At 73.2% G+C, this 24,266-nt stretch carries 15 protein-coding genes; 9 read left to right on the forward strand and 6 right to left on the reverse strand.

Features of this window, described 5'->3' with window-relative positions; translation table 11 throughout:
- Positions 1 to 2 precede the first annotated feature (2 nt).
- Positions 3 to 938 carry a LysR family transcriptional regulator gene (locus WMF24_RS22245; RefSeq protein ID WP_437738440.1) on the forward strand — a complete coding sequence of 312 codons (936 nt, stop codon included), beginning with the start codon at positions 3 to 5 and terminating at the stop codon, positions 936 to 938.
- A gap of 58 nt (positions 939 to 996) precedes the next feature.
- Here the strand turns inward: WMF24_RS22245 and WMF24_RS22250 are convergent, their stop codons facing one another.
- Positions 997 to 2,994 carry a DUF6345 domain-containing protein gene (locus WMF24_RS22250; RefSeq protein ID WP_437738441.1) on the reverse strand — a complete coding sequence of 666 codons (1,998 nt, stop codon included), beginning with the start codon at positions 2,992 to 2,994 and terminating at the stop codon, positions 997 to 999.
- A 254-nt stretch (positions 2,995 to 3,248) separates the two neighbouring features.
- Here WMF24_RS22250 and WMF24_RS22255 point away from each other — a divergent pair, with 254 nt between their 5' ends.
- From WMF24_RS22255 to WMF24_RS22280, 6 genes are all read left to right on the forward strand, one after another.
- Positions 3,249 to 4,361: a polyprenyl synthetase family protein gene (locus tag WMF24_RS22255; protein WP_437738442.1), complete on the forward strand. Its 1,113-nt coding sequence runs from the start codon at positions 3,249 to 3,251 to the stop codon at positions 4,359 to 4,361.
- Positions 4,358 to 5,491 (forward strand): mevalonate kinase, encoded by a 1,134-nt coding sequence (gene mvk / locus WMF24_RS22260; RefSeq protein WP_437738443.1) that lies wholly within the window; start codon positions 4,358 to 4,360, stop codon positions 5,489 to 5,491. The genes WMF24_RS22255 and mvk overlap by 4 nt, the downstream gene beginning before the upstream one ends.
- A complete protein-coding gene (mvaD, locus tag WMF24_RS22265) occupies positions 5,488 to 6,510 on the forward strand; it encodes a diphosphomevalonate decarboxylase (protein ID WP_437738444.1) in 1,023 nt (340 codons plus the stop codon). The genes mvk and mvaD overlap by 4 nt, the downstream gene beginning before the upstream one ends.
- Positions 6,507 to 7,538: a hypothetical protein gene (locus WMF24_RS22270; RefSeq protein WP_437738445.1), complete on the forward strand. Its 1,032-nt coding sequence runs from the start codon at positions 6,507 to 6,509 to the stop codon at positions 7,536 to 7,538. The genes mvaD and WMF24_RS22270 overlap by 4 nt, the downstream gene beginning before the upstream one ends.
- Before the next feature lie 506 nt (positions 7,539 to 8,044).
- The gene (locus WMF24_RS22275) at positions 8,045 to 8,950 is read left to right on the forward strand and encodes a hypothetical protein (RefSeq protein ID WP_437738446.1); all 906 of its coding nucleotides are present in this window, start codon (positions 8,045 to 8,047) and stop codon (positions 8,948 to 8,950) included.
- A 222-nt stretch (positions 8,951 to 9,172) separates the two neighbouring features.
- Complete coding sequence (locus tag WMF24_RS22280) at positions 9,173 to 13,324, forward strand: PAAR-like domain-containing protein (RefSeq protein WP_437738447.1); 4,152 nt, start codon at positions 9,173 to 9,175, stop codon at positions 13,322 to 13,324.
- A gap of 15 nt (positions 13,325 to 13,339) precedes the next feature.
- Here the strand turns inward: WMF24_RS22280 and WMF24_RS22285 are convergent, their stop codons facing one another.
- Positions 13,340 to 14,275, reverse strand: a complete 936-nt coding sequence (locus WMF24_RS22285) for a hypothetical protein (protein WP_437738448.1) — start codon at positions 14,273 to 14,275, stop codon at positions 13,340 to 13,342.
- Positions 14,276 to 14,503: 228 nt separating this feature from the next.
- On the opposite strand from WMF24_RS22285, the gene hisC reads away from it, so the two are divergent.
- Together hisC and WMF24_RS22295 are read left to right on the forward strand one after the other, a co-directional pair.
- Positions 14,504 to 15,595 (forward strand): histidinol-phosphate transaminase, encoded by a 1,092-nt coding sequence (hisC, locus tag WMF24_RS22290; RefSeq protein ID WP_437738449.1) that lies wholly within the window; start codon positions 14,504 to 14,506, stop codon positions 15,593 to 15,595.
- Positions 15,586 to 16,815 carry a tetratricopeptide repeat protein gene (locus tag WMF24_RS22295; RefSeq protein ID WP_437738450.1) on the forward strand — a complete coding sequence of 410 codons (1,230 nt, stop codon included), beginning with the start codon at positions 15,586 to 15,588 and terminating at the stop codon, positions 16,813 to 16,815. The genes hisC and WMF24_RS22295 overlap by 10 nt, the downstream gene beginning before the upstream one ends.
- A gap of 130 nt (positions 16,816 to 16,945) precedes the next feature.
- On the opposite strand, the gene WMF24_RS22300 is transcribed toward WMF24_RS22295, so the two are convergent.
- From WMF24_RS22300 to nuoL, 4 genes are all read right to left on the reverse strand, one after another.
- A complete protein-coding gene (locus WMF24_RS22300) occupies positions 16,946 to 17,947 on the reverse strand; it encodes a hypothetical protein (protein WP_437738451.1) in 1,002 nt (333 codons plus the stop codon).
- Positions 17,948 to 18,233: 286 nt separating this feature from the next.
- Positions 18,234 to 19,760, reverse strand: a complete 1,527-nt coding sequence (locus WMF24_RS22305) for an NADH-quinone oxidoreductase subunit N (RefSeq protein WP_437738452.1) — start codon at positions 19,758 to 19,760, stop codon at positions 18,234 to 18,236.
- Positions 19,757 to 21,772: a complex I subunit 4 family protein gene (locus tag WMF24_RS22310; protein ID WP_437738453.1), complete on the reverse strand. Its 2,016-nt coding sequence runs from the start codon at positions 21,770 to 21,772 to the stop codon at positions 19,757 to 19,759. The genes WMF24_RS22305 and WMF24_RS22310 overlap by 4 nt, the downstream gene beginning before the upstream one ends.
- Positions 21,769 to 24,264, reverse strand: a complete 2,496-nt coding sequence (gene nuoL / locus WMF24_RS22315) for an NADH-quinone oxidoreductase subunit L (RefSeq protein ID WP_437738454.1) — start codon at positions 24,262 to 24,264, stop codon at positions 21,769 to 21,771. Before nuoL ends, WMF24_RS22310 begins: the two co-directional genes overlap by 4 nt.
- Positions 24,265 to 24,266 lie beyond the last annotated feature (2 nt).

A 24,266-nucleotide genomic window follows, 5' to 3' on the forward strand; every position in this document is an offset into this window, starting at 1 on the left:
GCGTGCCAGACGGCGCTCTGGAGCGAGCTTGTTCGAGGAGCGGAATATTGAGAGAGCTCGATGATCTATCCGGTCTGTCGATCTTCGTGCGCATCGTCGAGGAAGGCTCGCTCAGCGCGGCCGGCAGGGCGCTCGGCCTGCCCAAGGCGACGATCAGCCGTAACCTCGCGCTGCTGGAGAAGCGGCTCGGCGCACCGCTGCTCATCCGCTCCACGCGCGCGCTCAGCCTGACGGACGCGGGCAGGCGCCTCTTCGACAGGGTTCAGCCCATCGTTCGAGACGCGCAGCAAGCGACCGCCGAGATCAAGAGCCGCCACGCGGCGCCCGCCGGGCTGCTGCGCATCGCGGCGTCCGTCGCTTATGGCCAGGCGGCGATCGCGCCCCGCCTGCTCGCGTTCATGAAGCGTCACCCGGCCGTTCGCATCGACCTGCACCTCGACGATGGGCGGGTCAACCTCGTCAGCGACGGCTACGACCTGGCCATCCGCATGGGCGCGATCGAGGACAGCGAGCTGATCAGCCACAAGCTGGCCGACGTCCACATGGCCATCGTCGCCTCTCCCGGCTGGCTGGAACACCACGACATGCCCCGGCGCCCCGGCGACCTCGCCCGGCACGCCGCCGTCGTCACGCGGCCTCACCTCATCCAGTGGCAGATCGGCGGGGAGACCGTCCGCGTCCCCTGGCGCATGAGCACCGGCAGCATGATCCTCACCCGCGACGCCGCCAGGGCCGGGCTCGGCATCGCGCTCGTGCCCGAGTTCGTCGTGCGCCGTGACCTGGAACGGGGATCGCTGGTTCGCCTGCTCCCCGACCTGGAGCTGCCGGTCATGCAAGCGACCGCCCTGTATGCCCGGGCCGCCAGGCAGTCGGCGGCGCTGCGGGCCTTGCTGGGTTACCTCCTGTCGAGCCCCATCGCGGTCGACGCCGCGCCGTGATGACGGCGTCCGGGCGCGGGGGGGGCCGCGCAAGGCGCCTCGGCCGATCGCGTCCGCGCTACGTGGGCCCCGAGATCCGCCAGAAGCCGATCCGCTCGGCGCCCCACAGGTCCGGGCCGACCGGGCCCTTGCCCCAGAAGTGATCGTCGTAGTTGGGGAGCGTCCAGCCCTGGCCATAAGCCCCCATCACGGCGTAGATCACCTCGTCGTCCGGCTGGACCTCGATGGCCGTCGTCGCCCACGCCTGCCGCAGCGGCGTCGGGCTCGCGTCGTCGAGCAGGTAGCCCGCGAACATCGATCCCTCGGTCGTGTCGTCGAACGACTCGGTCGCGTAGCCGAGCAGGAGGTGCAGGCCGTCGAACGCGCCGGACCACCGGTGGCGCCACGCGCCCCCGTCGTCCTGGAGCGGACCGCAGGCGGCGACCACCATCCACTCCAGGTTGGAGTTGCCCCAGTGCGCCTCGCCGAAATGGAGGAATCGATCGCTCATCGAGCTGCAGAACATGAGCCCGACGCCGTTCGCGTGCCCTGTATAGAAGGTGAGATCGACCGAGTCCGTGAACGACGCGTCCTGGCCGCCCAGCATCGGCTCCTTGAAGTCGACCTCCCACGCGCGCTGGTCGCCCCAGTTGAACCGCTGCTCGACGCCCCCCGCCTCGAAGCGCTTCAGCAGCCCATCGACGTTCGCCGCCGAGTGGCCGAGTCCGCCGCATTGCCCGACCCACTCCGCGCCGACCGAGGCGCGGCCCTCGTTCGCCGGCACGGCCCCCGCCCCCGGCACGGCCCCCGCCCCCGGCACGGCCCCCGCCCCCGGCACGAAGCCCGGCAACGCGGGCGCGGGCAGCGCGGGAGACGTCGGCGGCGACCCGGACCACGGGGGCTCGCGGCCGAACGAGACCTCCCGCGCCGCGGTCGCGACGAGGCCGTCGGCGTCCGTGACATAGAGTGAGAGCGTCTCCGTCTGCCCGCGAAGACCGGAGTCGCCCGGCGCGAGCCGGACCTTCGCGCCGCCGGCGCCCGCGGCCTCGAGCGAGCGCGTCGAGGATACCCACCTGTACGTGTAGGGAGCAGTCCCCCCGGTGACAGTCGCCTCCGCGGTGGCGGTCGCGCCGTCCACGCGCACCGAGATCGCGGCCCTCGGAGCGTTCATGACGGCCGGCACGATCGCCTTGCGGACGTCCACGACCTGATCGCCGGCGGCGCGCCGCGCGCTGCACACGTAATGGGGCAGGATCCGCTGCACCTCGCGGGAGAGCGGCGGGGCGTAATAGACGAGCTCCGGCTCGGCCGTGAGCGCGGCGCGGCCGCCCAGCGCGCCGGCGCAGAGCGCGGGCGCCTCGGAAGCGGGGACGATCGCGACGTCCTCGCCCCGCTCGATCTCGCGCCGCGCGTAGATCAGGTGGGTCACCGCGCCCTCGGCGTCGAACGTCACCCGGACCTTGGCGCCGGGGCCGATCAGCCGCAGCCCCTCGAGCGCCTCCCGGAAGCTCACGTGCGTGTCGAGCTCGGCCCGCGCCACGTCGCGCCCCTCCGCGTCGACCGCCTCGAAGCGCGAGTGCCCCACGGCGACGTCGCGCCCGAACGAGAGCCGCGCGAGATCCAGCGCGGCCCGCGCCCGCGCCGCCGCGTCGGGCTCGGGGAGGACGCGGATCGCCGCGAGCGCCTCGAAGTCCATGCCGTCGTCGCCCCTCGCGGTGGCGAAGCCGCGCTCGTCGCGGAACCAGGGCGCCGGCGGGGCGACCTTCCTCGTGGGCAGGCGCTGGAACCGCGCGCGATCGAGGTAGCGAATCGCGCCGTCGGCCGCGAGGACGGCGCCGCCCCGGAAGCCCTCCCCCTCGAGCCCGAGCGCCCCGGCGAGCGCGGACGCCCGCTCCACGTCGGCGCCGCGGCCGATCACGCGGTAGGCGGGCAGGAAGGTCGCCGCCCTCGCGAAGGGCGGCGCGTCGGGCGCCGTGCCGGACGCACCGTCGTCGGCGCTCTCCGGGAGATCTTCGCGGGCGTCGTGCCCGCTGCACGCGGCGACGCCGACGATCATGAGGAGAATGATGCTCGACATCCCATCCGGCGGTCTCTTCATGAAAGTCCCCCCTTTCCTCCGGCAGCGCGCGGCCCCGCGCGCAACGCTGGAGGAGCGATCTCGCAGGGCGCCTGCGCGCGGCGATACCGGCCCGCGACGGCGCCCACGCATTGCAGATCCCGAGCCACCTCCGCCGCAGCGGATCGCGGATCAGGATGAAACAGCGCAAACTGCCGCAATTCGCCGCGCAGATTGACCGGCTCGCGTCCGGCTCCTAGGCTGCCGCGCATTCCATGACAGCGCACACGAAGGACGGAGAGGGCGCGCCCCGGGCCGGAGATCGGACGCTCGAAGGGACGGCGGACGCCGGCGCTCGGCTGTTCCTCGACTTCCTCGCGTCGATCCGCCCCCGCATCGAGGACGCGCTCGAGCGGCGCTGGCGCGACAAGGTGAGCGACGTGGAGCGCTACGGCCGCGAGGTCGCGGCCATGGCCCTCGAGGCGAAGAGCCTGACCCTCCGCGGCGGCAAGCGGTTCCGCGCGGGGCTGCTCGTCGCTGCTTACCAGGGCGTCGCGCCGGACGCGCCGCTCGGGCCCGCCATCGACGCCGGCGTCGCGCTCGAGCTGCTCCAGACCTACCTGCTCATCCAGGACGACTGGATCGACGGCGACGCCATCCGGCGGGGCGACCGCACGGCGCACGTCGCGCTGACCGACGTGCTGGGCGACCCGCACCTCGGCGCCTCGTCCGCGATCCTCGCGGGCGATCTCACCTGGAGCTTCGCGCTGAGCGCGCTCGCTGGCGCCGAGGCGCCCCCGGCGACGGCGCTCGCGGCCATCCGGCTGTTCTGCAAGATGCACGAGGACGTCGTGATCGGGCAGCACCTCGACGTCGTCGGGCGGGCCGAGGACGTCGAGCAGATGCACGCGCTGAAGACCGGCAGCTACACGGTGCGCGGCCCGCTCGCGCTCGGCGCCACGCTCGCCGGCGCGCCGGCCGAGACCGTGGCCGCGCTCGAGCGGTTCGCGGCGCCGGTGGGCATCGCCTTCCAGCTCCGCGACGACCTGCTCGGCACCTTCGGCAGCGCCGCCGCCACCGGCAAGCCGGTCGGCAACGACCTGCGCGCCGGCAAGCGCACCGCGGTGCTCGCGGCGGCCGAGGGGCGCCTCGACGCCGCGGGGCGGCGCGCCGTCGAGGGCGCGCTCGGCCGCAAGGACGCGAGCGACGAGGCGGTGGCGGCGGCGAGCCTGGCGCTCGAGGCGTGCGGCGCGCGGCGCGCCGTCGAGGAGCGGCTCTCGGCCCTGTGCGGCGAGGCCGAGGTCCTCGGGCGCTCGCTGCCGGTGAGCGCGTCGGCCCGGCAGCTCCTGTGCGGCGCGGCGAGCGCGCTCCGGTGGACGGGCGCATGACCGAGGCGCTCGGCCACGCCTCCGGCAAGGTCATCCTGCTCGGCGAGCACGCCGTCGTGTACGGCGCCCCCGCGCTCGCCGCCGGCATCGAGCGCGGCGCCCGGGCGCGGGCGACGCGCTCGTCCGGCGCGAGCGAGCTCTGGCTGGGCGGCGATCGGGGCGCGGCGCCGGCCGAGGGCGACGTCGCGCGGGCGTTCGCGGCGCTCCTCGAGGCGCTCCCCGGCGCCGGCCCGGTGCGCGTCACGGCGGAGAGCGATCTGCCCCCCGGCGGAGGCCTTGGCAGCTCGGCGGCGCTCGGCGTCGCGATCGCCCGGGCGGTCGCCGCGCTCGCGTCGGCCGAGCCGCCCGCATCGGCCGAGCCGCCCGCATCGGCCGAGCCGCCCGCATCGGCCGAGCCGCCCGCATCGGCCGAGCCGCCCGCATCGGCCGAGCCGCCCGCATCGGCCGAACCGCCCGCATCGGCCGTGCTCGCCGCCGCGGCCGCCTGGGAGCGCGTGTTCCACGGCAACCCGTCGGGCATCGACACGACGGCGGCGGCCCGCGGCGGGTGCTTCCGCTTCACCCGCGCGCACGGCGCGACCCCGATCGCCCCGCGCGACGACCTCTGGCTCTGCGTGGGCGCGACGGGCGTGCCGTCGTCCACGCGCAGCATGGTCGACCTCGTGGCGAAGCTCTTCGAGCGCAAGCCCACGCTGGCCGACAGCTCCGTCGCCGGCATCGCCGCGCTCGTCGAGAACGCGGCCCTCGCGATCGAGGCCGGCGATGCCGTCGGGCTCGGCCGGCTGATGGACCTCAACCAGATGCTGCTCGCCGGGATGTTCGTCTCGACCGAGGCGATCGAGACCCTGTGCAGGCTCGCGCGCGAGGCCGGCGCGCTCGGCGCCAAGCTCACCGGCGCCGGCGGCGGCGGCTCGGTCATCGCGCTGCTGCCGCCCCCTCCGCCCGGCGGCGCCGCCGCGCCCGAGGCCGCCGACCGCGTGCTCGCCGCCTGGCGCGACGCGGGGTACAGCGGCTTCGTGACCACGGTGAAGGCGGGCGCGAAAGCGGACGTGAGCGCGGACGTGAGCGCGGACGTGAGCGCGGACGTGAGCGCGCGCGAGATCACGACGAGGTCCAGGGAACAAGCATGAGCGCCGTGAGCCGGGCGACGGCGATCGCCCATCCGAACATCGCCCTCGCGAAGTACTGGGGCAAGCGGGCCGATGGCCACAACCTGCCCGCCGTCCCGAGCCTCTCGGTGACGCTCGCTGGCATGGCCACGACGACGGAGGTCGCCTTCGACCCCTCGCTCGACCGCGACGAGCTCCACCTCGGCGGCGCGGCGCTGCCGCCCGACGCGGAGGCGACGCGCCGGGTCGCCGGGCTCCTCGACCGGGTCCGCGCCGCCTCGGGCCGGCGCGAGCGCGCCCGCGTCGTCAGCCGCAACGACTTCCCCACCGCGGCGGGGCTCGCCTCGAGCGCGTCGGCGTTCGCCGCGCTCGCGCTCGCCGCGAGCGCCGCCGCGGGCCTCCCCACTGCGCCCGTCCTCGTGAGCGATCTCGCGCGCAAGACCTCGGTCTCGGCCGCGCGCTCGGCCTTCGGCGGCTTCGTCGAGCTGCGCGCCGGGCGCCCCGGCGACGCGTCGCTCGCCGCCACGCCGCTCGCCCCGGCGGACCACTGGCCGCTCGCCGTCGTGATCGCTGTGACGCGCGAGGGGCCGAAGGACGTCGGCTCCAGCGACGGCATGCGGCACACGGCGACGACGAGCCCGTACTTCCCGGCCTGGGTCGACGCCGCGCCGTCGATGTTCGAGGCGGTGCGCGCGGCGGTCCTCGCCCGCGACTTCGCGGCGCTCGGCGCCGCGGCCGAGTCGAGCGCCCTGTGCATGCACGCCTCGAGCATCGCCGCCTCGCCGGGCCTCCTCTACTGGACCGGCGCCACCGTCGAGGTGATCGCCGCCGTGCGGCGGCTCCGCGCCCAGGGCACGCCGGCGTTCTTCACGATCGACGCCGGCCCGCACGTGAAGGTCTTCACGACCCCCGAGGCGCGGGGCGCCGTGGAGCAGGCGCTGCTCGCCGTCCCCGGCGTCCTCCGCACCATCTCGGCCGCCCCCGGCGGCGGCGCTCACCTTGCGTCCGCTGCGTCCCCGGAAGGGCGCGAGGGCCCGTGATCGTCAGGGCACCCGGCAAGCTGGTCCTCTCGGGCGCGTACGCCGTGCTCGAGGGCGCGCCCGCGCTCGTGGCGGCGGTCGATCGCTACGTCCTCGCCGACCCGGAGCGCCCTGCGGACCTCGTCACGGAGGAGGTCCAGGCGGCCATCGACGCGGGCGCGCTCGACCGGGCCGTATGGTTCGACGCCTCGGCGCTCCGCTCGGCGCCGCCCGCGCCCCGGGCGGGCCCGTCTGGCGCTTCGAGCGCCGCGAGCCGCAAGCTCGGCCTCGGTTCGAGCGCGGCGATCCTCGTCGCGACCCTCGCGGCGCGCGCCTCGACCGACAGATCCAGCGCCGCCGCGACGACGATGGCGACCGCCGCGGCCGCCGCGGCCGCCGCGGGCCAGCCGATGCCCGCCTGGGACGCCCGCGCGCTCTTCCTCGACGCGCTCGCGGCGCACCGCCGCGCGCAGGGCGGCGGCAGCGGCGTCGACGTCGCCGCGAGCGTCTACGGCGGCGTCCTCTGCTGCCGGCTCGGGCCGGGCGGCGAGCTCGCGGTGACGCCGCACGCGCTGCCGGGCAAGCTCGCGATCGAGGTCTTCGCGAGCGACGCCGCGGCGCGCACGAGCGACATGCTCGAGCGCGTGCGCGCGCTCGCCGCCCGCGATCCCGCGGCGCACCGCGCGCTGCTCGACGCGGCCGCCGAGGGCGCGGCCGCCGCCGTCCTTGCAGCGGACGCCCGCGCGTTCGTCGCCGCGCTGGATCGCCAGGTCGACGCGCTCGCCGAGCTCGGCGCCCGCGCCGGCGCGCCGATCGTCACCCCCGCGCTCGCGCGCCTCCGCCCCGCCGCGGCCGCCGAGGGCGCAGCGCTCGCGCCGAGCGGCGCCGGCGGCGGGGACGTCTCGATCTTCGTCGGCGCCGCGCCGCCCTCGGCGGCACTCCTCGAGGCGGCGCGCGCGTCCGGCCTCGAGCGCGTGCCGATGTCGCTCGGCGCGCCCGGCGTCCACGTGCTGGACGCAGCCCGTCCGCCCCACGCGCCCGCCGCCTAGCCGCCCCCTCGCCGGATCGTGCGCCGCGCGGTGCCGCGGCGCTTGGCACGGACCCCGCTCTGCTCGCTCCGGGATCCACCGCGGCGTTGCGCCTCGACGGTGCGCCGCGGAGCTCCACGGGCCTTTCGAGATGCGAAGAGCGGGAAAAGCATGAACTCCTTGGAGCTCGCGATGCCGCAGCGTCGCCAGAAACGCTTTGAATTTCATGGTGGTACCGCCTGGGCGGCCGATGAGCGCGGCGGGCTCTTGGTCTTCGGGGGCGGGTGTTACGGGCTGGCCGCCGCCGGCGTGAGCCGCGCGAGCGTGACCTGTGTTCACAGCGCGCCGGCGCGCCGGTGCGGGGGCGCGCGCGCCCCTGCGTCGATCGCCCGGTCGGCTGGCTCGGCGGCGGGGGGTGGTCGACGGGGCGAGGTGGCACGAGGACCAGCGGACCAGGTGAGAGGGGGAAGTCCATGACGACGTGCGATCGAGAGCTTTGCCGATTGGAGGATGTGCTTGGCGCCAGCATGGCCGAGTCGAGGGCGATGCTGGCGGCGTTCGGCGTCCAGGTCGCACCGCTGCGGCGGCGGACCGCGCGCACGTACGTGGGCCGGGTGCTTGTCCATCCGTACAACCTCCTCGTCGTGGGGAGCGCGCTCCTCCTGAGCTTCATCGGCTGGAGCCCGCTGCTCCTGCTGATCGGCCTCGGGGCGGAGCTGCTCATCCTGTGCCTGGTCCCCTGGCGCGGCTATTTCCGCCGCAGCATCGACGCGCAGCTCGACGAGGCCGATCGCGCCGCGTGGTCGAGGGCGCGCGAGTCGCTCATCCGGCAGATGGACATCCGGCACCAGCAGGAGCTCGCGCGGCTCGACCGGCTGATCGACCGGACGCGCGAGAACATCCGGCGGCGCGGCGGCGCCGTCCCGATGCTGCTCGACGACGGCTTTGGCCTGAGCCGGCTGCTCATGAGCTACATCCGCCTCGCGATCGCGCACAAGGCCGGTCAGGAGTCGCTCGCGATGACCAACCACACCGAGCTCATGGAGACGATCCGCTCGCTCGAGGCGGTCCGGAGCACGTCCGCGGGTCGCACGCGCGGGCTGTCGGAGCGGAGGCTCTCGATCGCCTACCGGCGCGCCGAGTGCTGGAGCCAGACGCGCGAGGGGCTCGAGGTCGTCTCGCAGAAGCTCGCGGCCATCCTGGAGCTCATCCAGCTCATGCACGAGCAATCGATGACGCCCGTCGACTCGCCGTCGACGTGCGCGGAGATCGACCGGTTCATGCGCGAGCTCGACGATATCGACAACGGCGAGAGCACGCAGCGCGAGCTCGAGGAGCTCGACATGGACATGGATCGGGCGTTCGAGCTGGAGGAGCTCGAGGCGGAGCACAGCCAGCACAGCCGCCCGGCGATGCGCCTTGTCGCGCGCTGAGGATGGGTGGGCGCTGGTCCTCGACGTCCGGAGCAGCGCCAGGGATCCGGAGCCGCGTTTCGACGCGAAGGCGCAGAGACGCAGAGACGCAACAAGAAGGAGGACTCCCTGGGCGGTGCGCCCTTGCTCCTGACCCGCTCCGGGCCATGCAGCTTTCCCGGGTCACCGGAGTCGTGCTCGCGGTTGCAGGCGTCTCAGGGGCCGTGAGAGCATCTTGTCACCATGGGTAAGGTCACTGCCCTCCACCTGGACACCATCACCAACAAATCCGGACACCAGATGACCGGAATGGCGGTGAGCGTGTGCCTGACCCCGGCCGCGCCGAGCCCATTGCCCATCCCCTACCCCACCATGGGAACGGTCGCCGAGGGGATCATCGACCCGTGCATGCGCACAAAGATCGAGGGCGCGAAGATCCTCACGGTCGGCGGCTGCATGAAGGCGTGCCACGGCAACGAGCCCGGCACGCTCAAGGAGGTGGTCAGCCTCAACACCGCCGGGCCCTGCTTCCCGTGGCTCGGCGCGCCCAACGTCCTCATCGAGCTCGGCATGGCCGGCATCACCGGCAGCATGGGCCAGATGAACAAGAGCATCACCGTCGGCGCCGGCGCGAACGCGAGCAACGCCAAGGGCGGCGGAGGCGGCGGCGGCAGCACGGGCGGCGGCGCCGGGGGCCCGGGCGGCGGCGGCCCGCAGGGCGGGAGCAACGCCGGCGGAGGCGGCGGCGGCAGCAGCCAGGGCGCCGGACCGCCGAGCCCGCCGGCGCCGCCGGGCGCCGAGGGCCAGGCGGCCGCGGGCCACCCGATCGACGTCGTGACAGGGACCCTGTTCACGATCCCTTCGGTCGACTTCACGCTCCCCGGGTTCCTCTGGGTGCAGTGGGTCCGCACCTACAGCACCTCGGCCGTGCGCCACCGCGCGGGCCTCGGCTGGGGATGGTCGCACAGCCTCGCCTGGCGCGCCGAGCGCAGCGGCGATCGCCTCGTCCTCATCGACGAGCAGCAGCGCCGCACCGAGATGCCGTTGCCCGGGACCGACGAGGCGCTGCTCCTCCCCCACGGCCGGAAGGTGCTCCGCGACGGCGAGGCGATCGTCGTCGACCTCGACGACGATCTCCTGCGCGTCCTCCAGCCCACCGCGGATCCCAGGGCGTACGCGCTCGTCGAGCTGCGCGACCGCTTCGGCAACGCCGCCCACATCGACTGGGACCAGGACGAGATCGTGGCCATCACGGACTCGGTCGGCCGCCGCGCGACGCTCTCGCGCGAGGGGAACCTGCGGATCTGGACGGTCGCCGTCACGGACGCCGACGGCAAGGAGCACCGGCGGCGCCTCGTGACGTACGAGCTCGACGGGCGGGGCGACCTCGTCCGGGTGATCGACGCGGGCGGCGCGGAGACCCGGTTCAGCTACGACGAGGATCATTACCTGCTCTCGGAGGCGCGCCCCGACGGCGTCGTCTTCCATTTCGTGTACAAGGACGTCGGCGGCGAGCGGCGCTGCGTCGAGACCTGGGGTGAGCTGCCGGGCGCCGACATCCTCGCCGCGCTCGGCGACCCCGACGCCCGCGCGCCCGGCGGCCCGCGCGGCATCTTCCACACCCGCATCGCGTACGGACCCGGGCCCTACCAGGCCGCCGTGACCGACGCGCTCGGCCACGTGCACCGCTACGAGGGCAACGCGCTGGGCCTCGTCGAGCGCTACGTCGACCCGCGCGGCTACGCGATGCTCTTCCGGTACGACGCTGTCGGGCGGCTCATCGCCGTGACCGACGGCGCCGGCGTGACGCAACGGCGCCACTACGACGCCTCCGGCAGGCTCTCGTCGCTGAGCGACGGGAGCGGCACGATCCGGTACCAGATCGACGCCGAGCGGCAGGGCGTCACGACCATCGCCCCGAACGGCGCCCGCTCCACCGCGCGGCGCAGGCTGGGGCGGGTCGTCGAGCTCGAGGACGCGCGCGGCAAGACGACCGCCGCGTACAACGCGCGCGGCAAGAACACGAAGATCACGTACCCGAGCGGCCTCACGGACACGCTCGAGTACGACGCGCACGGCAACCTCGTCCGGTACGCCCAGGGGGAGCGCGTGTGGACCTACGTGTACGATCTCCTGGGGATGCCGGTGCGCATCGAGTCGCCCGGCGGGGCGGCGACGACGCTCGAGTACGACTCGTCCGGGAACGTCGTCGGCGCCGTCGGGCCGAACGGGCAGCGCACCGAGCGCGCCTTCAACGGGCTCAGGCTGTGCACCGCGACCTCGTACCCCGGCGGCGGCCGCGCGCGCTACCGCTACGTTGCCAGCGCGCTCGTCGAGCAGGTGCTGCCGGACGGCTCGCGCTGGCTCATGGGCTACGACGCGCTGCTGCGGCTGCGCTGGATCCAGAACGCGGCGGGCGAGCGGCGCACGTTCGTCTACGACGCGGCCGGCAACCTCGTCCGCGAGACGACGTTCACCGGCCTCCAGTACCGCTACGAGTACGACGGCGCGGACCGGCTCGTGTCGATCCTCCGGCCGGACGAGTCGATCGTGCGGCTCTCGCGCGACGGCGCGGGCAACGTCGTCGCGCGGGAGTACTCGTCCGGCCTCGTCGAGCGCTTCGAGTACGACGTCCTCGGGCGCGTCGTGCGCGCGACGAACGGCGCCTGCACGACCGAGCTCGCGTACGACGATCGCGGCGCGATCCTGCGCGACGCCCAGACCTGCGGCGGCTTCAGGTTCGTCGCGAGCTACGACTACGACGAGGGCGGCAAGCTCGTCGGGCGCAGGTACTCGTCCGGCTGGCGCGTGGCGCTGGAGCACGACGCGTACGGCCGCGTCGCCGCGATGGACGTCGGCCAGCCGGACGCCGCCGAGCGCTTCCTCTTCGAGCGCGACGCGCAGGACGGCGAGCGCGCCCGCCGGCGCGACGGCGGGATCGGCGCCATCGTGACCCGGCGCAACGCCGAGGGGTTCCCCGTCGAGATCCAGGTGGAGGGCGCGCCGGGCGACGTCGTCCGGGCTCGCTCCTACCGCTGGCACCCGGTCGGGGCGCTCGCCGCCGTGACCGACTCCGAGCGCGGCGAGCGACGTTACGAGCTCGACGCGCACGGGCGGCCCGTGGAGGTGCGCGGGCTCGGCGCCGCCGAGGCGTTCTCGTTCTCGCCGCACGGCACGGCGGTGCTGCGGGGCGAAGGGTCGGTCGGCGTCGGCGGTCGGCCGCTCGCGCTGGGCGATCAGACCCTGTACTGGGACCGCCTCGGCCGGCTCGCGGGCCGGGACGCGCCCGACCCGAAGCGCAGCTGGCGGTACGCGTTCGACGAGAACGACCGGCTCACCGAGGCCGTGCGCGGCGACGGGCTGAAGGTCCAGTACATCTACGACGCGTTCGGCCGCCGCGTGGCCGAGGTGGTCGGCCACGGGAGCACCTGGTTCGGGTGGGACGGCGACAGCATCGTCGAGGAGCGCGCCTCGAGCGGGCAGCTCACGCGCCGCGTGTTCGACACGCCGGGGCACATGCCGCTCCTCGAGTCGCAGGACGGCGCGAGCTTCCGCCTCGTGGCCACCGACGCCGCGGGCACGCCGTGGCTCTACCTCGACGCGGCGGGACAGGTCGCCGAGATCGACCTGACAACCTGGGGCGAGGTCGCGCACCGGCGCGGCGAGCCGGGTGCGCTCCGCTTCGCCGGCCAGCGCGCCGACGAGCTCACCGGGCTGCACTACAACCGGTACCGCTACTACGCGCCCGACCTCCGCGTGTTCATCACGCCGGATCCCATCGGCGTGTCGGGATCGCTGCAGGAGATCGGCTTCGTCCCGAACCCGACGCTCTTCATCGATCCGCTCGGGCTGCTCACGATCATCACGGCCTCGAACGATCCCAACCTCCACAACTCGTATTATTCGAGGTATGCGACGATGTACCCGGGCGCGACGATCCTCAAGCCGAACCAAGTTGTGCCTGGTAGCCTGGCCGGGGAGACCGACGTCGTCATCGACACCCATGGCGTGCCAGGCCAGGTGGAGTGGGCGGGACCGATGATCTCGGGGGCCCAGCTCGCGGACAAGCTGAACGCCGCCGGGTTCAACGGGAAGATGCCCGGCGCGCGCGTGGAGATCGTCACATGCAACGGCGGGACAAAGCCGAGCCTCTTCGGCCGGAGCGTCGCGCAAGCGGTGGCGGACCGGACCGGCGCGACAACATCGGGCGCGACGGCGGCGGGCCTCCCAGGAGGGCCTTCCGCCGCGGAGCGAGGACACGCGGGCGACTCGGGGATTGTCAGAGGGATGCCGACGGGCCTGGGGAGCGGCAATGCCCCGGGTAACCTGAGCGTCAGCGGCGGCGGCCACCTGATCACGGACGTCAAGCCGCGCTGGTACACCTTCGGGTTCTGAGGCACGGCCTGCAGCTCAGGACGCGGCGGCCGCGCCCTCCGGCGGCTCCAGCGCCTCGATCCAGGCCGCGAGCCGCACCTCGTCCTGCGGTGGCTCGCCCAGCACGACCACGAGGAACGGGCCGTTGCATACGAACGGGCGCCTGTACGCATCGCCGCGCCCGAGGGTGATCGGCCCGGGTTCGCTCGGCGGGAGCGCGTCCCCGCCCAAGCGGAAGCGGACCCCATGGCGGGCGTCGCCGATCATGCGGCTTTCCCCTTCGGCGAGCGTCTTGCCGATGAGCTCATCGTGGACGTGGACCGCACATAGATCGAGCGGGGGGATCCTCAGCGCGCAGTCACGGTCGAATGGCTTCTCGCCGAACCACTTCCGCAGCCAACTCCGCGACCTCCGCAACGCCGCGACGACCTCGGTGACAGCGGCCCCGAGCGTCTCGGGGCGCGGGCACCGCGCAACGACGACGCGCTCCTCGCCCCTGGCCTCGATCTCGATCACGAAGTCATCCAGACCGCGATGGCGGTGTATCCGGAGCTGCGCCGCGGCCCTCGTCCACGTCACATGGTCGACATCCTTCCAGAGTCCGAAGACTGGCAGGACATGCTCACCGAAGAAGACGCCATCGCGCTGGCTCGCGAAGGGCGACGCGAACGACGGGCTCACGAACGAGAACGCGTACGCGCCGGGGGCGTCTCCGGGCGCGCTCTCCGGCAGGACGCCGTCCGGGAGCGGACCGAACCTGCGCGCGATCTCCTGCCGCATCTCCAGGAGCGATTCCTGTCCCCGGACGACGCGCCCGACCGACAAGGGCGCGCCGTCGGCGCGCGGCGCGGCGACCACCTTGCCCTCGCGCTCCTCGAAGGGGAAGTCCGGCGAGAAGATCAGGTTCAAGCCTTCCGTGATCGGGGACGACAGCGACGGCACGAGCACGGTCGCAGGGCTCAACGTGGGCATGGGGGCCATCTTGGCCCGACAGGCGGTGGGCTGTGAAATTCAGGACCCGCTCCTCCTCCGGCTCGCCCGTGCGCGTACAGGTCTCCCGTGCTTCGCTCCCGCTCGCGGCCGCCCCCCTGCCCCGAACTTCCGCCCTGAATGCTCGCGCCAGGGCACCCCGGCTCCCACCTGGGTAGAATGGCGCCCCCTGACCCTTCCTCGCGCCCGCGACCACCGTGAGCTGAATCGATGACGCTGCCCGACTTCCTCCCCGCGCTGCTCCGTCCGGAGCTCGCCGAGCTCGACGCCTACACCCCGGTCGCGGGTCATTTTCCTGTGCGCCTCGACGCGAACGAGAGCCCGCCGCTGCTCTCGGCCGAGGCGCGGGCCGCGCTCCAGCGCGCCGCGGCGCCCGAGGACTGGGGCCGCTACCCCGACGCGCGCCTCGTCGAGCTCCGCGAGGCGATCGCGGCCCGCTGCGGCGTCGGGCCGGACGAGATCCTCGCCGGCGTCGGCTCCGACGAGGTGATCTCGATGGTGCTCACCGCGCTCAGCCGCCCGCGCCAGGGCGCGGACGCGGCGAGCGTCGTCACGGTGAGCCCCACCTTTGTCATGTACAAGCTCAGCGCGCGCGCCCGCGGCATGCGCGCGGTCGAGGTCCCGCTCGACGCCGGCTGGGATCTCGACGCCGGCGCCCTCGCGCGCGCCGTCGAGTTCGCGCGGCCCAACGTCGTCTTCATCGCCTCGCCGAACAACCCGACGGGCGCGCTCATGTCGGAGGACCGGCTCGAGGCGGTGATCGCCGCCGCGAAGGACGCCCTGGTGATCGTCGACGAGGCGTACATCGACTTCGCCCCGCGCGATCAGCTCGCCCTGCGGCGCAGGCACCCGAACGTCGCCGTGCTGCGGACGCTCTCCAAGATCGGCCTCGCGTCGCTGCGGGTCGGCTGGCTCATCGGCGCCCCGGAGCTCGTGGCCGAGCTCGACAAGGTCCGCCAGCCCTACAACGTCCCGGTGCCGTCGCAGCGCGCGGCCACCTTCGCCCTGCGGGAGCTCGACGGCGAGCTCCGCCGCATCGCGGCGACCGTCACGGGCGAGCGCGAGCGGCTCGCGCGCGGGCTGACCGAGCTCGGCCTCTCGGTCGCGCCGAGCCACGCCAACTTCCTCTGGGTCGCCACGCGCCGCCCTGCCGGCGAGGTCTTCGAGGCGCTCGCGGCGCGCGGCGTCCTCGTGCGCAGCTTCCACGCGGCGGGCGGGCGCCTCGCGCACCGGCTCCGGATCACGGTCGGCCTCCGCGAGGATAACGATCGCCTCCTCGCCGAGATCGCCGCGTGCGCGTAGCCCCTCCTCGCCCGGATCGCCCCGCGCGCGTCGCCCCTCCTCGCCCGGATCGCCCCGCGCGCGCCCCCGTTGCTCGCCCGGATCGCCCCGCGCGCGCCGCCCTGCCCCGCGCCGCCGCGGGGCTCGCGCTGCTCGCGGCCGGCGCCGGCTGCGCCGCGCCCCGGGTCGCTCGCTCGGTGGACGGCCATGTCCTCGTCGGCCGCCACATCGATGCGCGCTCGTACACGCTGTACGCCATCGGCGCCGAGGCCGAGGCGCGCGGCGATCTCGCGACGGCGCTCCAGGCGTACGAGCTGGCGGAGGAGACCGACCCCGACAGCGCGGACATCTGGACCCGCATCGGGTCCGTCCGCTGCCGCCTCGGCCAGCGGCAGGCCGCGGAGGACGCGTTCGCCCGCGCGCGCGGCGTCGATCTGGACTACGAGCCGGCCCACCGCGAGCACGCGCGCTGCGATCTCGCCGCGGGCCGGCTGGAGGCGGCGCTCGGGCGCGTCGAGCGGGCGATCCTGCTCGATCCGGATCGCGACGACGGCCTCCTGCTCCGGGCGGAGATCTTGCGGCGGCTCGGCCGGACCGACGACGCGCGCCGCGGGCTGCGGGCGCTGCTCGTGCGCCGCCCCCGGTCGGTGGACGCGTGGCGCGCGCTCCACGCGATCGCCCTGGAGTCCGGCGATCGCGTCTCGGCCGAGCAGGCCGCGCGGCGCCTGCGCGAGCTCGTCCCGCCGGGGGGCGCCGCCGGACGACCGCCGTCTCCGCGAGGGCCGCTCGCCGAGCTCGACGAGGCGCTCGTCCTCGGGCAGCTCCGCCGCGCCCGGCGTCTCGCGCGCGACGCGGACCTGCCGCTCGCCGAGGTGGCGGTGCGCGCGGCCGCCCTGGGCCGCGCCGGCGAGGCCCGCGAGCAGGCCGAGCTCGTCTCGGGGGCCGATCCGGCGAGCGCCTCGGCGCTCGTTGCGCTCGCCGTGGCGGCCGATCTGAGCGGCGACGTCGACGCGCTGACCCGGGCCGTCGACGCGCTCCACGCGACCGCGGCGGGCCGTGGTCCCGCGGTCCCCCCCTCGCCGCTTGCGCGGCTCCTCCTCGCCGAGCTGCTCTTCCGCCGTGTCGGCCGGGACGCCGCGATCGCCTGGCTCGGCCCCCTGCCCCCGCCCGACGCCGGGGATCCGCTCTCCCAGCGGGTCGCGCAGCGCGTCCAGCGGGAGCTGGCCGCCGGCGCGCCCTGACCCTGGAGCAACCAACGGGTTGAACCCGCCTGAAACGAGCAGAGCTTGGAACCGCCAAGACGCCAAGGCATTGTCTTCTTCTTGGCGTCCTTGGCGGTTCATTCCTCGCTCGCTCAACGTGAGCGTTGTCTCAGGGCGATGACATCTTTGCGCCCTTCTTCTCCTGGTATTTCGCGAGATCGAAGGTGAGCTCGAAGTCGAGCGTGTTGTCGCCCTCCTTGATCTCGATCTCCTTCTTCACGTCCTGATCGATGGCGGGCAGGAGCGCGGCCGTGAGCACCTTGCCGACGGGGATGTTCTTGATCTCGAACTTCCCATCGAGGTCGGTCACGTCGTGCGTCGAGAACTTGAGCACGAAGACCTCTGCCTTGAGGAACGGCTTCGTCGGCATCTTGTCCACGAGCTCGTAGTAGCCCGGCTGCGGCGGGTAGAACTTCACCGGCTCGCCCTGCGGCATCGCGACGAGGACGGCCATGAACGGGGCGCCCTCGAGGTTCGGCATGTACGCTTCCAGCGTATCGCGGTTCGCCACCTCGATCCGCTGCCCGTAGGTCATGGCCACGGTCCGGCTCGAGAACGCGCACCCGTGGATTGTCACCTTCTCGGCCTCCTCGCGCTCGGGCACGTAGCCGCTGTAGTTGACGACGGTGACGAGCGCGTCGGCGAGCGCGTTCTGCTGCCCCACCCGGAACAGCCTCCCGTAGGTCGCAGCGCCCTCGCCGCACTTGCCGGTCGGGAACCTGTGCCCGGTGTCCGGCGGCGGGTCTCCCTTGATGGTGACCCGCCCTCGCAGCGTCCCCGTGGGCCCGCTGTACGGCTCTCGCCCCTTCGGGTTCATCACCTTCAGCACCTTCTCCGACGTCAGCGAGATGTCGGACGGCGCCGGCTCCCCGCTCGCCGCTGCGGCCGGCTCCCCGCTCGCCGCTGCGGCCGGCGCCCCGCTCGCCGCTGCGGCCGGCGCCCCGCTCGCCGCTGCGGCCGGCGCCCCGCTCGCAACCGGCGCGGCGCTGCCTGCGGGCGCGCCTCCGCTCGTGTTGCCGCCCTGGCACCCGATCGCCCCGAGCAGCGCGACGCTGGCCGCGCGCATCCGCCAGGTGTCTGCTGTCCTCTGCATCTTCTCGCCGCTTCGCATCGGCGCCGACTTTAGCAACTCGCGCGCCCCGCGCAGCAGCGCGCGATCTCGACAAAAGCGCGCGCCACCGCCGCAAGCGGCGGTGGCACCGGCGCCAGATGAGTTGGCAGCCCGCCGCATCGCAGCGCGCCCTCACGTCTGCATCGGGCTCACGGCTGGCCGAGCGGGGGTTCACCCGCACAGGAGACGGGCCCAGATCGGCGTTTTCGGCGCACAGGCGTACTCCTGTACGCCGAGCACCGAAAACGTCGAGGTGGGCCCGTATCCGAAGCGGGTGGGCCCCCGCTCAGTGAGACGCCAGGACGGCGCGGACCGCGATGCCGAGGGAGGTCGTCGGGAAGATGCCGAGGACCATCACGAGGACGGCGGACACGACGAGGGCGGCGTTGACGTAGCCCGAGCGCATCGGCCGGGCGATCGGCGCGCCCGGGGCCGGCTCGCGCATGTACATGTACACGAGCACCCGCAGGTAGTAGTAGGCCGACAGCACGCTGTTGAGCAGCAGCACGACGGACAGCGTGTACAGCTCGGCGCCCATCGCCGCCTTGACGATGTAGAGCTTGCCGAAGAAGCCCGCCGTGGGCGGCACGCCCGCCAGCGACAGCAGGAACAGCGAGAACGAGAGCGCCGCCACCGGGTGCCGCTTGCCGATGCCGGCGAGGTCCTCGTAGCTCACCGCCTCGGCGCCGCGGCTGCCGCAGAGGATGAGCGTGCCGAAGGCGCCGACCGTCGAGACCGTGTAGGCGAGCAGGTAGAACATCACGCTCGCCTGCGCGTCCTCGCTCGACCGCACCGCCGCCGCCACGCCGACGAGCAGGTAGCCGGCGTGCGCGATGCTCGAGTAGGCGAGCATCCGCTTCACCGACTCCTGCCGCCCCGCGATGAGGTTCGCCACCGTCATCGTGAGCAGCGCCATCACCGCCACCGCCGGCGGCCAGCCCGCCGCCCACGACGACAGCGCCGGGCCGCCGAACGCGCCGAGCAGCACGCGCAGCAGCGTCGCGAACGCGGCGCCCTTCACCGCCACCGCCATGAACGTCGTGGCCGGCGTCGGGGCGCCCTCGTACGCGTCGGGCGTCCACATGTGGAACGGCACCGCGCTCACCTTGAACGCGAGGCCGACGAGCATCAGCGCCGCCCCGATGAGCAGGAGCGCCGGGTTCGGCGCCCCGCGCCCGGTCTCGCCCGCGATGGCGTCGCGGATCCCGGCGAGGTCGGTGTGCCCCGTCGCCCCGTAGATCAGCGCGCCGCCGTAGAGCAGCAGCGCCGCCGCGAACGAGCCGAGCAGGAAGTACTTGATCGCCGCCTCGCTGCTCCGCGGCGACGTCCGGCGGAAGCCGGTCAGCGCGTAGGCCCCGAGCGACATCGTCTCCAGGCCGAGGAACAGCGTCAGCAGATCCCCCGCGCCAGCGAGGATGATCGCGCCGACCGTCGAGAAGGTCAGCAGCGGGTAGAACTCCCCGCGGTCGAGCCGGTGCTCCGGCAGGTACCCCCCAGCGAGCAGCGCCGCCAGCGCGCCGCCGAGGCAGAGGATGAAGGAGAAGAAGAGCGTGAACCGGTCGATGACCAGGTAGGGGGCGAGCAGCTCGACCCCGTCCAGCGTCTCGGGGCCGACGAACCCGACCGCGCCCGAGAACACAGCGCCCGTGAGCAGCGTGATCGCGGTCCCGAGCGCGATGTCGGACGAGGGGCCCGAGCGGCGGTCGTGCGACTCCTCGCGGCGGTGCGAGAACGCCTCCGCGAGCATCAGCAGCACACCGCCGAGCGTGACGACGAGCAGCGGCGAGACGGCGAGGAAGGCTCCGTAGCTCATCGCGCCGCCTCCCCCCCGCGCGCCGCGACCTTGCCGCCCGGCGCCCCACCGCTCCGGGCCTGCTCGTTCCCGGCCGCGCCCTCACCGGGCTGCAGCGCCGGCGCGCCCTTGAGGAACGCCGGGGAGAACGTGTCCTCGGGCAGGAGCTTCGCGTCGCGTTCGTCCGCGAAGAGGATCGCCTGCCCGGAGACGACCTTGAACTGGTTGTAGGTAAACAGGACCGACTCCTTCATCCGATCGAGGAAGATCGCAGGGAACAGGCCGATCACGAAGATCATCAGGATCAGCGGCGCCAGCGCGAGCGCCTCGCGGGGCGTGACGTCGGGCAGGTGCTTGTTCTTCGGGTTCGTGAGCGGCCCGAAGAACATCTTCTGCACCACGCTGAGCATGTAGACGGCGGCGAGGATGACGCCGGCCGCAGCGCCCACCGTGTGGATGCCGCTGAACGTCCCGAGCCGCTCGGAGACGTACGTGCCCATGATGATCATGAACTCGCCGATGAACCCGTTCGTGCCGGGCACGCCCACGGAGGCGAACGTCACGATCAGGAACAGCGTCGCGTAGACCGGCATCACCTTGGCGAGGCCGCCGAACTCGGAGACCTGGCGGGTGTGGCGCCGGTCGTAGATCACGCCGACGAGGAGGAAGAGCGCGCCGGTCGAGACGCCGTGGTTCACCATCTGGAGCACCGCGCCCTGGATCCCGCTCGGCGTCACGCCGAAGAGCCCCAGCATCACGTAGCCCAGGTGGGCGACCGACGAGTACGCCACGAGGCGCTTCACGTCGGCCTGCTTCCAGGCGACGAGCGCGCCGTAGATGATGCCGCCGAGGATCGCGATGCCCGCGAGGTTCGCCGCCAGGCTGGAGGCCGGCCCGGGGAAGAGCCCCATCGAGAAGCGCAGGTACGCGTACGTCCCGATCTTCAGCATGACCGCGGCCAGGATCACCGAGCCGCCGGTCGGCGCCTGCACGTGCGCGTCCGGCAGCCACGTGTGCACCGGCCACATCGGAACCTTGATGAAGAACGCGATCGAGAACGCCCAGAAGCAGATCATCTGGGTCGCGCGCGGCAGCACCACGCGCGAGAGCGCGAGGTAGTCGAACGTGTAGGCGCCCGTCAGCTTCTGGTTCTCCCACACGAGGTACACGATGGCCGCGAGCATCAGCATCGAGCCCGTCATCGTGTAGATGAAGAGCTTGACCGCGGCCTTGATCTTCTCGACGCCGCCCCAGATGCCGATCATCACGAACATCGGCACCAGCATCAGCTCCCAGAAGAGGAAGAACAGGAACAGGTCGAGCGCGACGAAGGCGCCGATCATCGCCCCCTGCAGCAGCAGGAAGCAGAAGCAGAGCTCCTTGATCCTGGTCTTGATCGAGCCGAACGACGCGTACGCCGCGATGGGCGCCATGAACGTCGTGAGCAGGACGAGCCAGAGGCTGATCCCGTCGATCGCGACGTGCCACCGGATGCCGAGCGACGGGATCCACTCCTTGATCGACTGGAAGTGCCAGCCCGCCGTCATCGGGACGGTGAGCAGCCACAGCGACGCGACGAAGCCCGCGCCGAGCACCGCCAGCGTGAAGCCCCGGAGCAGCGACAGCATCTGCCGCGGCATGAACAGCACCGCCGCGGCCCCGACGAACGGCAGGCCGATGAGCACGTTGAGGAGCGACGACCACTCCCCGGACGCGTCCACCGCCGCCGCCGGCGCGTCCGACGGCCAGAGCCACTGCACGCCGAGCACCGTGAGCGCCGCGACGAGCCCGAGGGCGACGCGCTTCCACGCGGTGTACCCGCCGCCTTCGTGCGCGCCGTGTGCGTGGTCGTCGCCGTGGTGGCCGTGATCGCCGTTGTGATCGTCGTCGCCGTGGTGGTCGTGACCGCCGTGGTGCTCGTCGTCCGCGTGGGCGTCGTCCGCGCCGCGCCCATCTCCCCGCGGGAGGAGCGCTCCGACGACGCCGGCGGCGAGCGCCGGCCAGTACTGGGTTACGAGGTCGAGCGCGCTCATTGCAGGCCTTTCATCTGCTCCGCCGGGGACTTGCCCGGGGCGGGCGTGGCACCGTTCGGGACCAGCATCGTCGTCGGGTCCGTGGGGGTCTTGCGGCTCGGCGGCCTGGAGAACGAGAAGGTCTCGGTCGCCTCGCGGTCGAAGGCGTTGCGCACGCGGAGCACGACGTCCTTCTTCTCACCGGGCTCGAGCTTCACCGTGACGTCGGTCGCCCCGGAGAAGTCGCGCTGCGGCAGGCCCGGCCCCTCCCACCGGTACTGGTAGCCGAGCCCCGGCGCCGCCGAGAGCCTCACCTCGCCCGATCGGCGAAGATCCGCGTCGTCGACCTGCGCGTCCGCGTGCGGCTTGACCATGAACCAGCCGACGCCCGCGAGGCCGACGACCATCGACGCGGCGTAGACCTGCACGCGCCCCGTCTGGAGCGCGCGGAGCACCGTGCCGAAGAACCCGACCACCGCGGCCGACAGCTTCGCGATCACGCCGTCGATGATCCACTTGTCCGCCATCGTGAAGATGTCGGCCAGCGCGTCGACCATGCCCACGACCGTGGCGTTGTACAGCTCGTCGATCCGCCACTTGTCGTAGATGAGCCCGTGGAGCCGCGGGAACTGCTTGGCGAAGCGCCGCTCGGGCTCGCCGCGCCGGTTCCAGTACACGAGCATCGCCAGGCCGATGCCGGCGAAGCAGGCCGCGACGCCGGGCAGCATCATCGCCCACATCAGCCCCTTCGCCGCCTCGCGCTCCGCCACCGCGCGCGACGTCATCGAGAACACCGGCTCGAGCAGGTGCGCGAGCGGCGCGAACGCGTGCGAGTGCGTGAGGTGCACGAGCGGCTCCGCCATCAAGAAGCCGGCGAAGACCGACAGCGCCCCGAGCACGATCAGCGGGATCGTCATCGGCAGCGGCGACTCGTGCGGCACGGGGCCCTCGAGCTTCTCGCCCGGCGCGTGCGCGTGGTGATCGTCGTGGTGGCCGTGCGGGTGCGGGTCCTTCCACCCGCGCACGATCGTCCAGCCGCGGAACTCGCCGTGGAACGTCAGGAAGTACGCGCGGAACATGTAGAAGGCGGTCATCGTCGCGGCGAGGATGCCGACGGTGTAGATCGTCGGGCCGAGCCAGTCGGGCCACTGCCACACCGGCTGCCCGCGCGTCGCCACCGACTCGATCCGGCTGGAGAAGGCGCGCCAGAGGATCTCGTCCTTCGACCAGAACCCGGCGAACCCGGGGAAGCCCGCGATCGAGAGGCACGCGAGGAGGAAGGTCCAGCGCGTCAGGGGCATGTACTCCCTGAGGCCGCCCATGTTCCGCATGTCCTGCGACTGGTCGGTGTCGTGGATGCGCGCGTGCATCGCGTGGATGACCGAGCCGGCGCCGAGGAAGAGGCAGGCCTTGAAGAAGGCGTGCGTGAGGACGTGGAAGAAGCCGGCCGCGAACGCGCCGACGCCCACGCCGATGAACATGAACCCGAGCTGGCTCACCGTGGAGTAGGCGAGCACCTTCTTCAGGTCGTTCTGGAAGAGGCCGATCGAGGCCGCGAAGATCGCCGTGAGGACGCCCGTCACCGCGACGACCGCCATGGCGAACGGCGACAGCACGAACACCGCCGCGAGCCGGGCCACGAGGTAGACGCCCGCGGTCACCATCGTCGCGGCGTGGATCAGCGCGGAGACCGGCGTCGGGCCGGCCATCGCGTCCGGCAGCCAGATGTAGAGCGGGATCTGCGCGCTCTTGCCGGCGCAGCCGAGGAACAGCGCGAGCCCGATCAGCGTCGAGGCGTACACGAGCACCGGCTGCGACGGGACGATGAAGCTCAGGAAGCCCGGCACCGTGTCGGCCGACATGTTGCCGATGGGCCAGACCTTCACCGCGGAGAGCAGGTTGCCCGCGTTCGCCGCGATGCCGTCGAAGGTCAGCGTGCCCGAGTAGTACACGAGCATGGCCATCGCGACGAGCAGGCCGAAGTCGCCGATGCGGTTGACGACGAACGCCTTCTTGCCCGCGCTCGCGTTCTTGTCGTCCTTGAACCAGAAGCCGATGAGCAGGTAGCTGCACATGCCGACGCCCTCCCACCCCACGAAGAGGACGGCGAGGTTGTCGGCCATGATCAGCACGAGCATCGAGAAGCAGAACAGGTTCAGGTACGCGAAGAACCGGTAGTAGCCCGGGTCCTCGCGCATGTACGCGGACGAGTAGAGGTGGATGAGGAAGCCGACGCCGGTGACGACGAGGATCATCGTCCCGCTCAGGCCGTCGACGCTGAAGGCGACGTCGATCGGGATCGACTGGCCCATCCGGCCCGTGATCGAGAACCAGCGCCAGGCCGTCCAGGTCAGCTTGCCGCCCCCCTCCGGGAGCATCAGGAACGTCGTGACCGCCGCCAGGAAGGCGCCGCCGAGCGCGGCGAGCGCCATCAGCCGGACCGCGTCCTTGCCGAGCCGCTTGCCGAACAGGCCGTTCACGAACGCGCCGAGCGCCGGCAGGCCGAGCACCACCG

The organism is Sorangium sp. So ce1335, assembly GCF_051521615.1.
GTDB lineage: Bacteria > Myxococcota_A > Polyangia > Polyangiales > Polyangiaceae > Sorangium.

Excerpts from the sequence above, each read along its gene's own strand:
- WMF24_RS22275 (WP_437738446.1), top strand. The coding sequence starts at position 8,045 with ATGGCCGAGTCGAGGGCGATGCTGGCGGCGTTCGGCGTCCAGGTCGCA.
- WMF24_RS22310 (WP_437738453.1), bottom strand. The coding sequence starts at position 21,772 with ATGAGCGCGCTCGACCTCGTAACCCAGTACTGGCCGGCGCTCGCCGCC.
- mvaD (WP_437738444.1), top strand. The coding sequence starts at position 5,488 with ATGAGCGCCGTGAGCCGGGCGACGGCGATCGCCCATCCGAACATCGCC.
- WMF24_RS22250 (WP_437738441.1), bottom strand. The coding sequence starts at position 2,994 with ATGTCGAGCATCATTCTCCTCATGATCGTCGGCGTCGCCGCGTGCAGC.
- WMF24_RS22285 (WP_437738448.1), bottom strand. The coding sequence starts at position 14,275 with ATGCCCACGTTGAGCCCTGCGACCGTGCTCGTGCCGTCGCTGTCGTCC.
- hisC (WP_437738449.1), top strand. The coding sequence starts at position 14,504 with ATGACGCTGCCCGACTTCCTCCCCGCGCTGCTCCGTCCGGAGCTCGCC.
- WMF24_RS22305 (WP_437738452.1), bottom strand. The coding sequence starts at position 19,760 with ATGAGCTACGGAGCCTTCCTCGCCGTCTCGCCGCTGCTCGTCGTCACG.
- WMF24_RS22255 (WP_437738442.1), top strand. The coding sequence starts at position 3,249 with ATGACAGCGCACACGAAGGACGGAGAGGGCGCGCCCCGGGCCGGAGAT.
- mvk (WP_437738443.1), top strand. The coding sequence starts at position 4,358 with ATGACCGAGGCGCTCGGCCACGCCTCCGGCAAGGTCATCCTGCTCGGC.
- WMF24_RS22280 (WP_437738447.1), top strand. The coding sequence starts at position 9,173 with ATGGGTAAGGTCACTGCCCTCCACCTGGACACCATCACCAACAAATCC.
- WMF24_RS22300 (WP_437738451.1), bottom strand. The coding sequence starts at position 17,947 with ATGCGAAGCGGCGAGAAGATGCAGAGGACAGCAGACACCTGGCGGATG.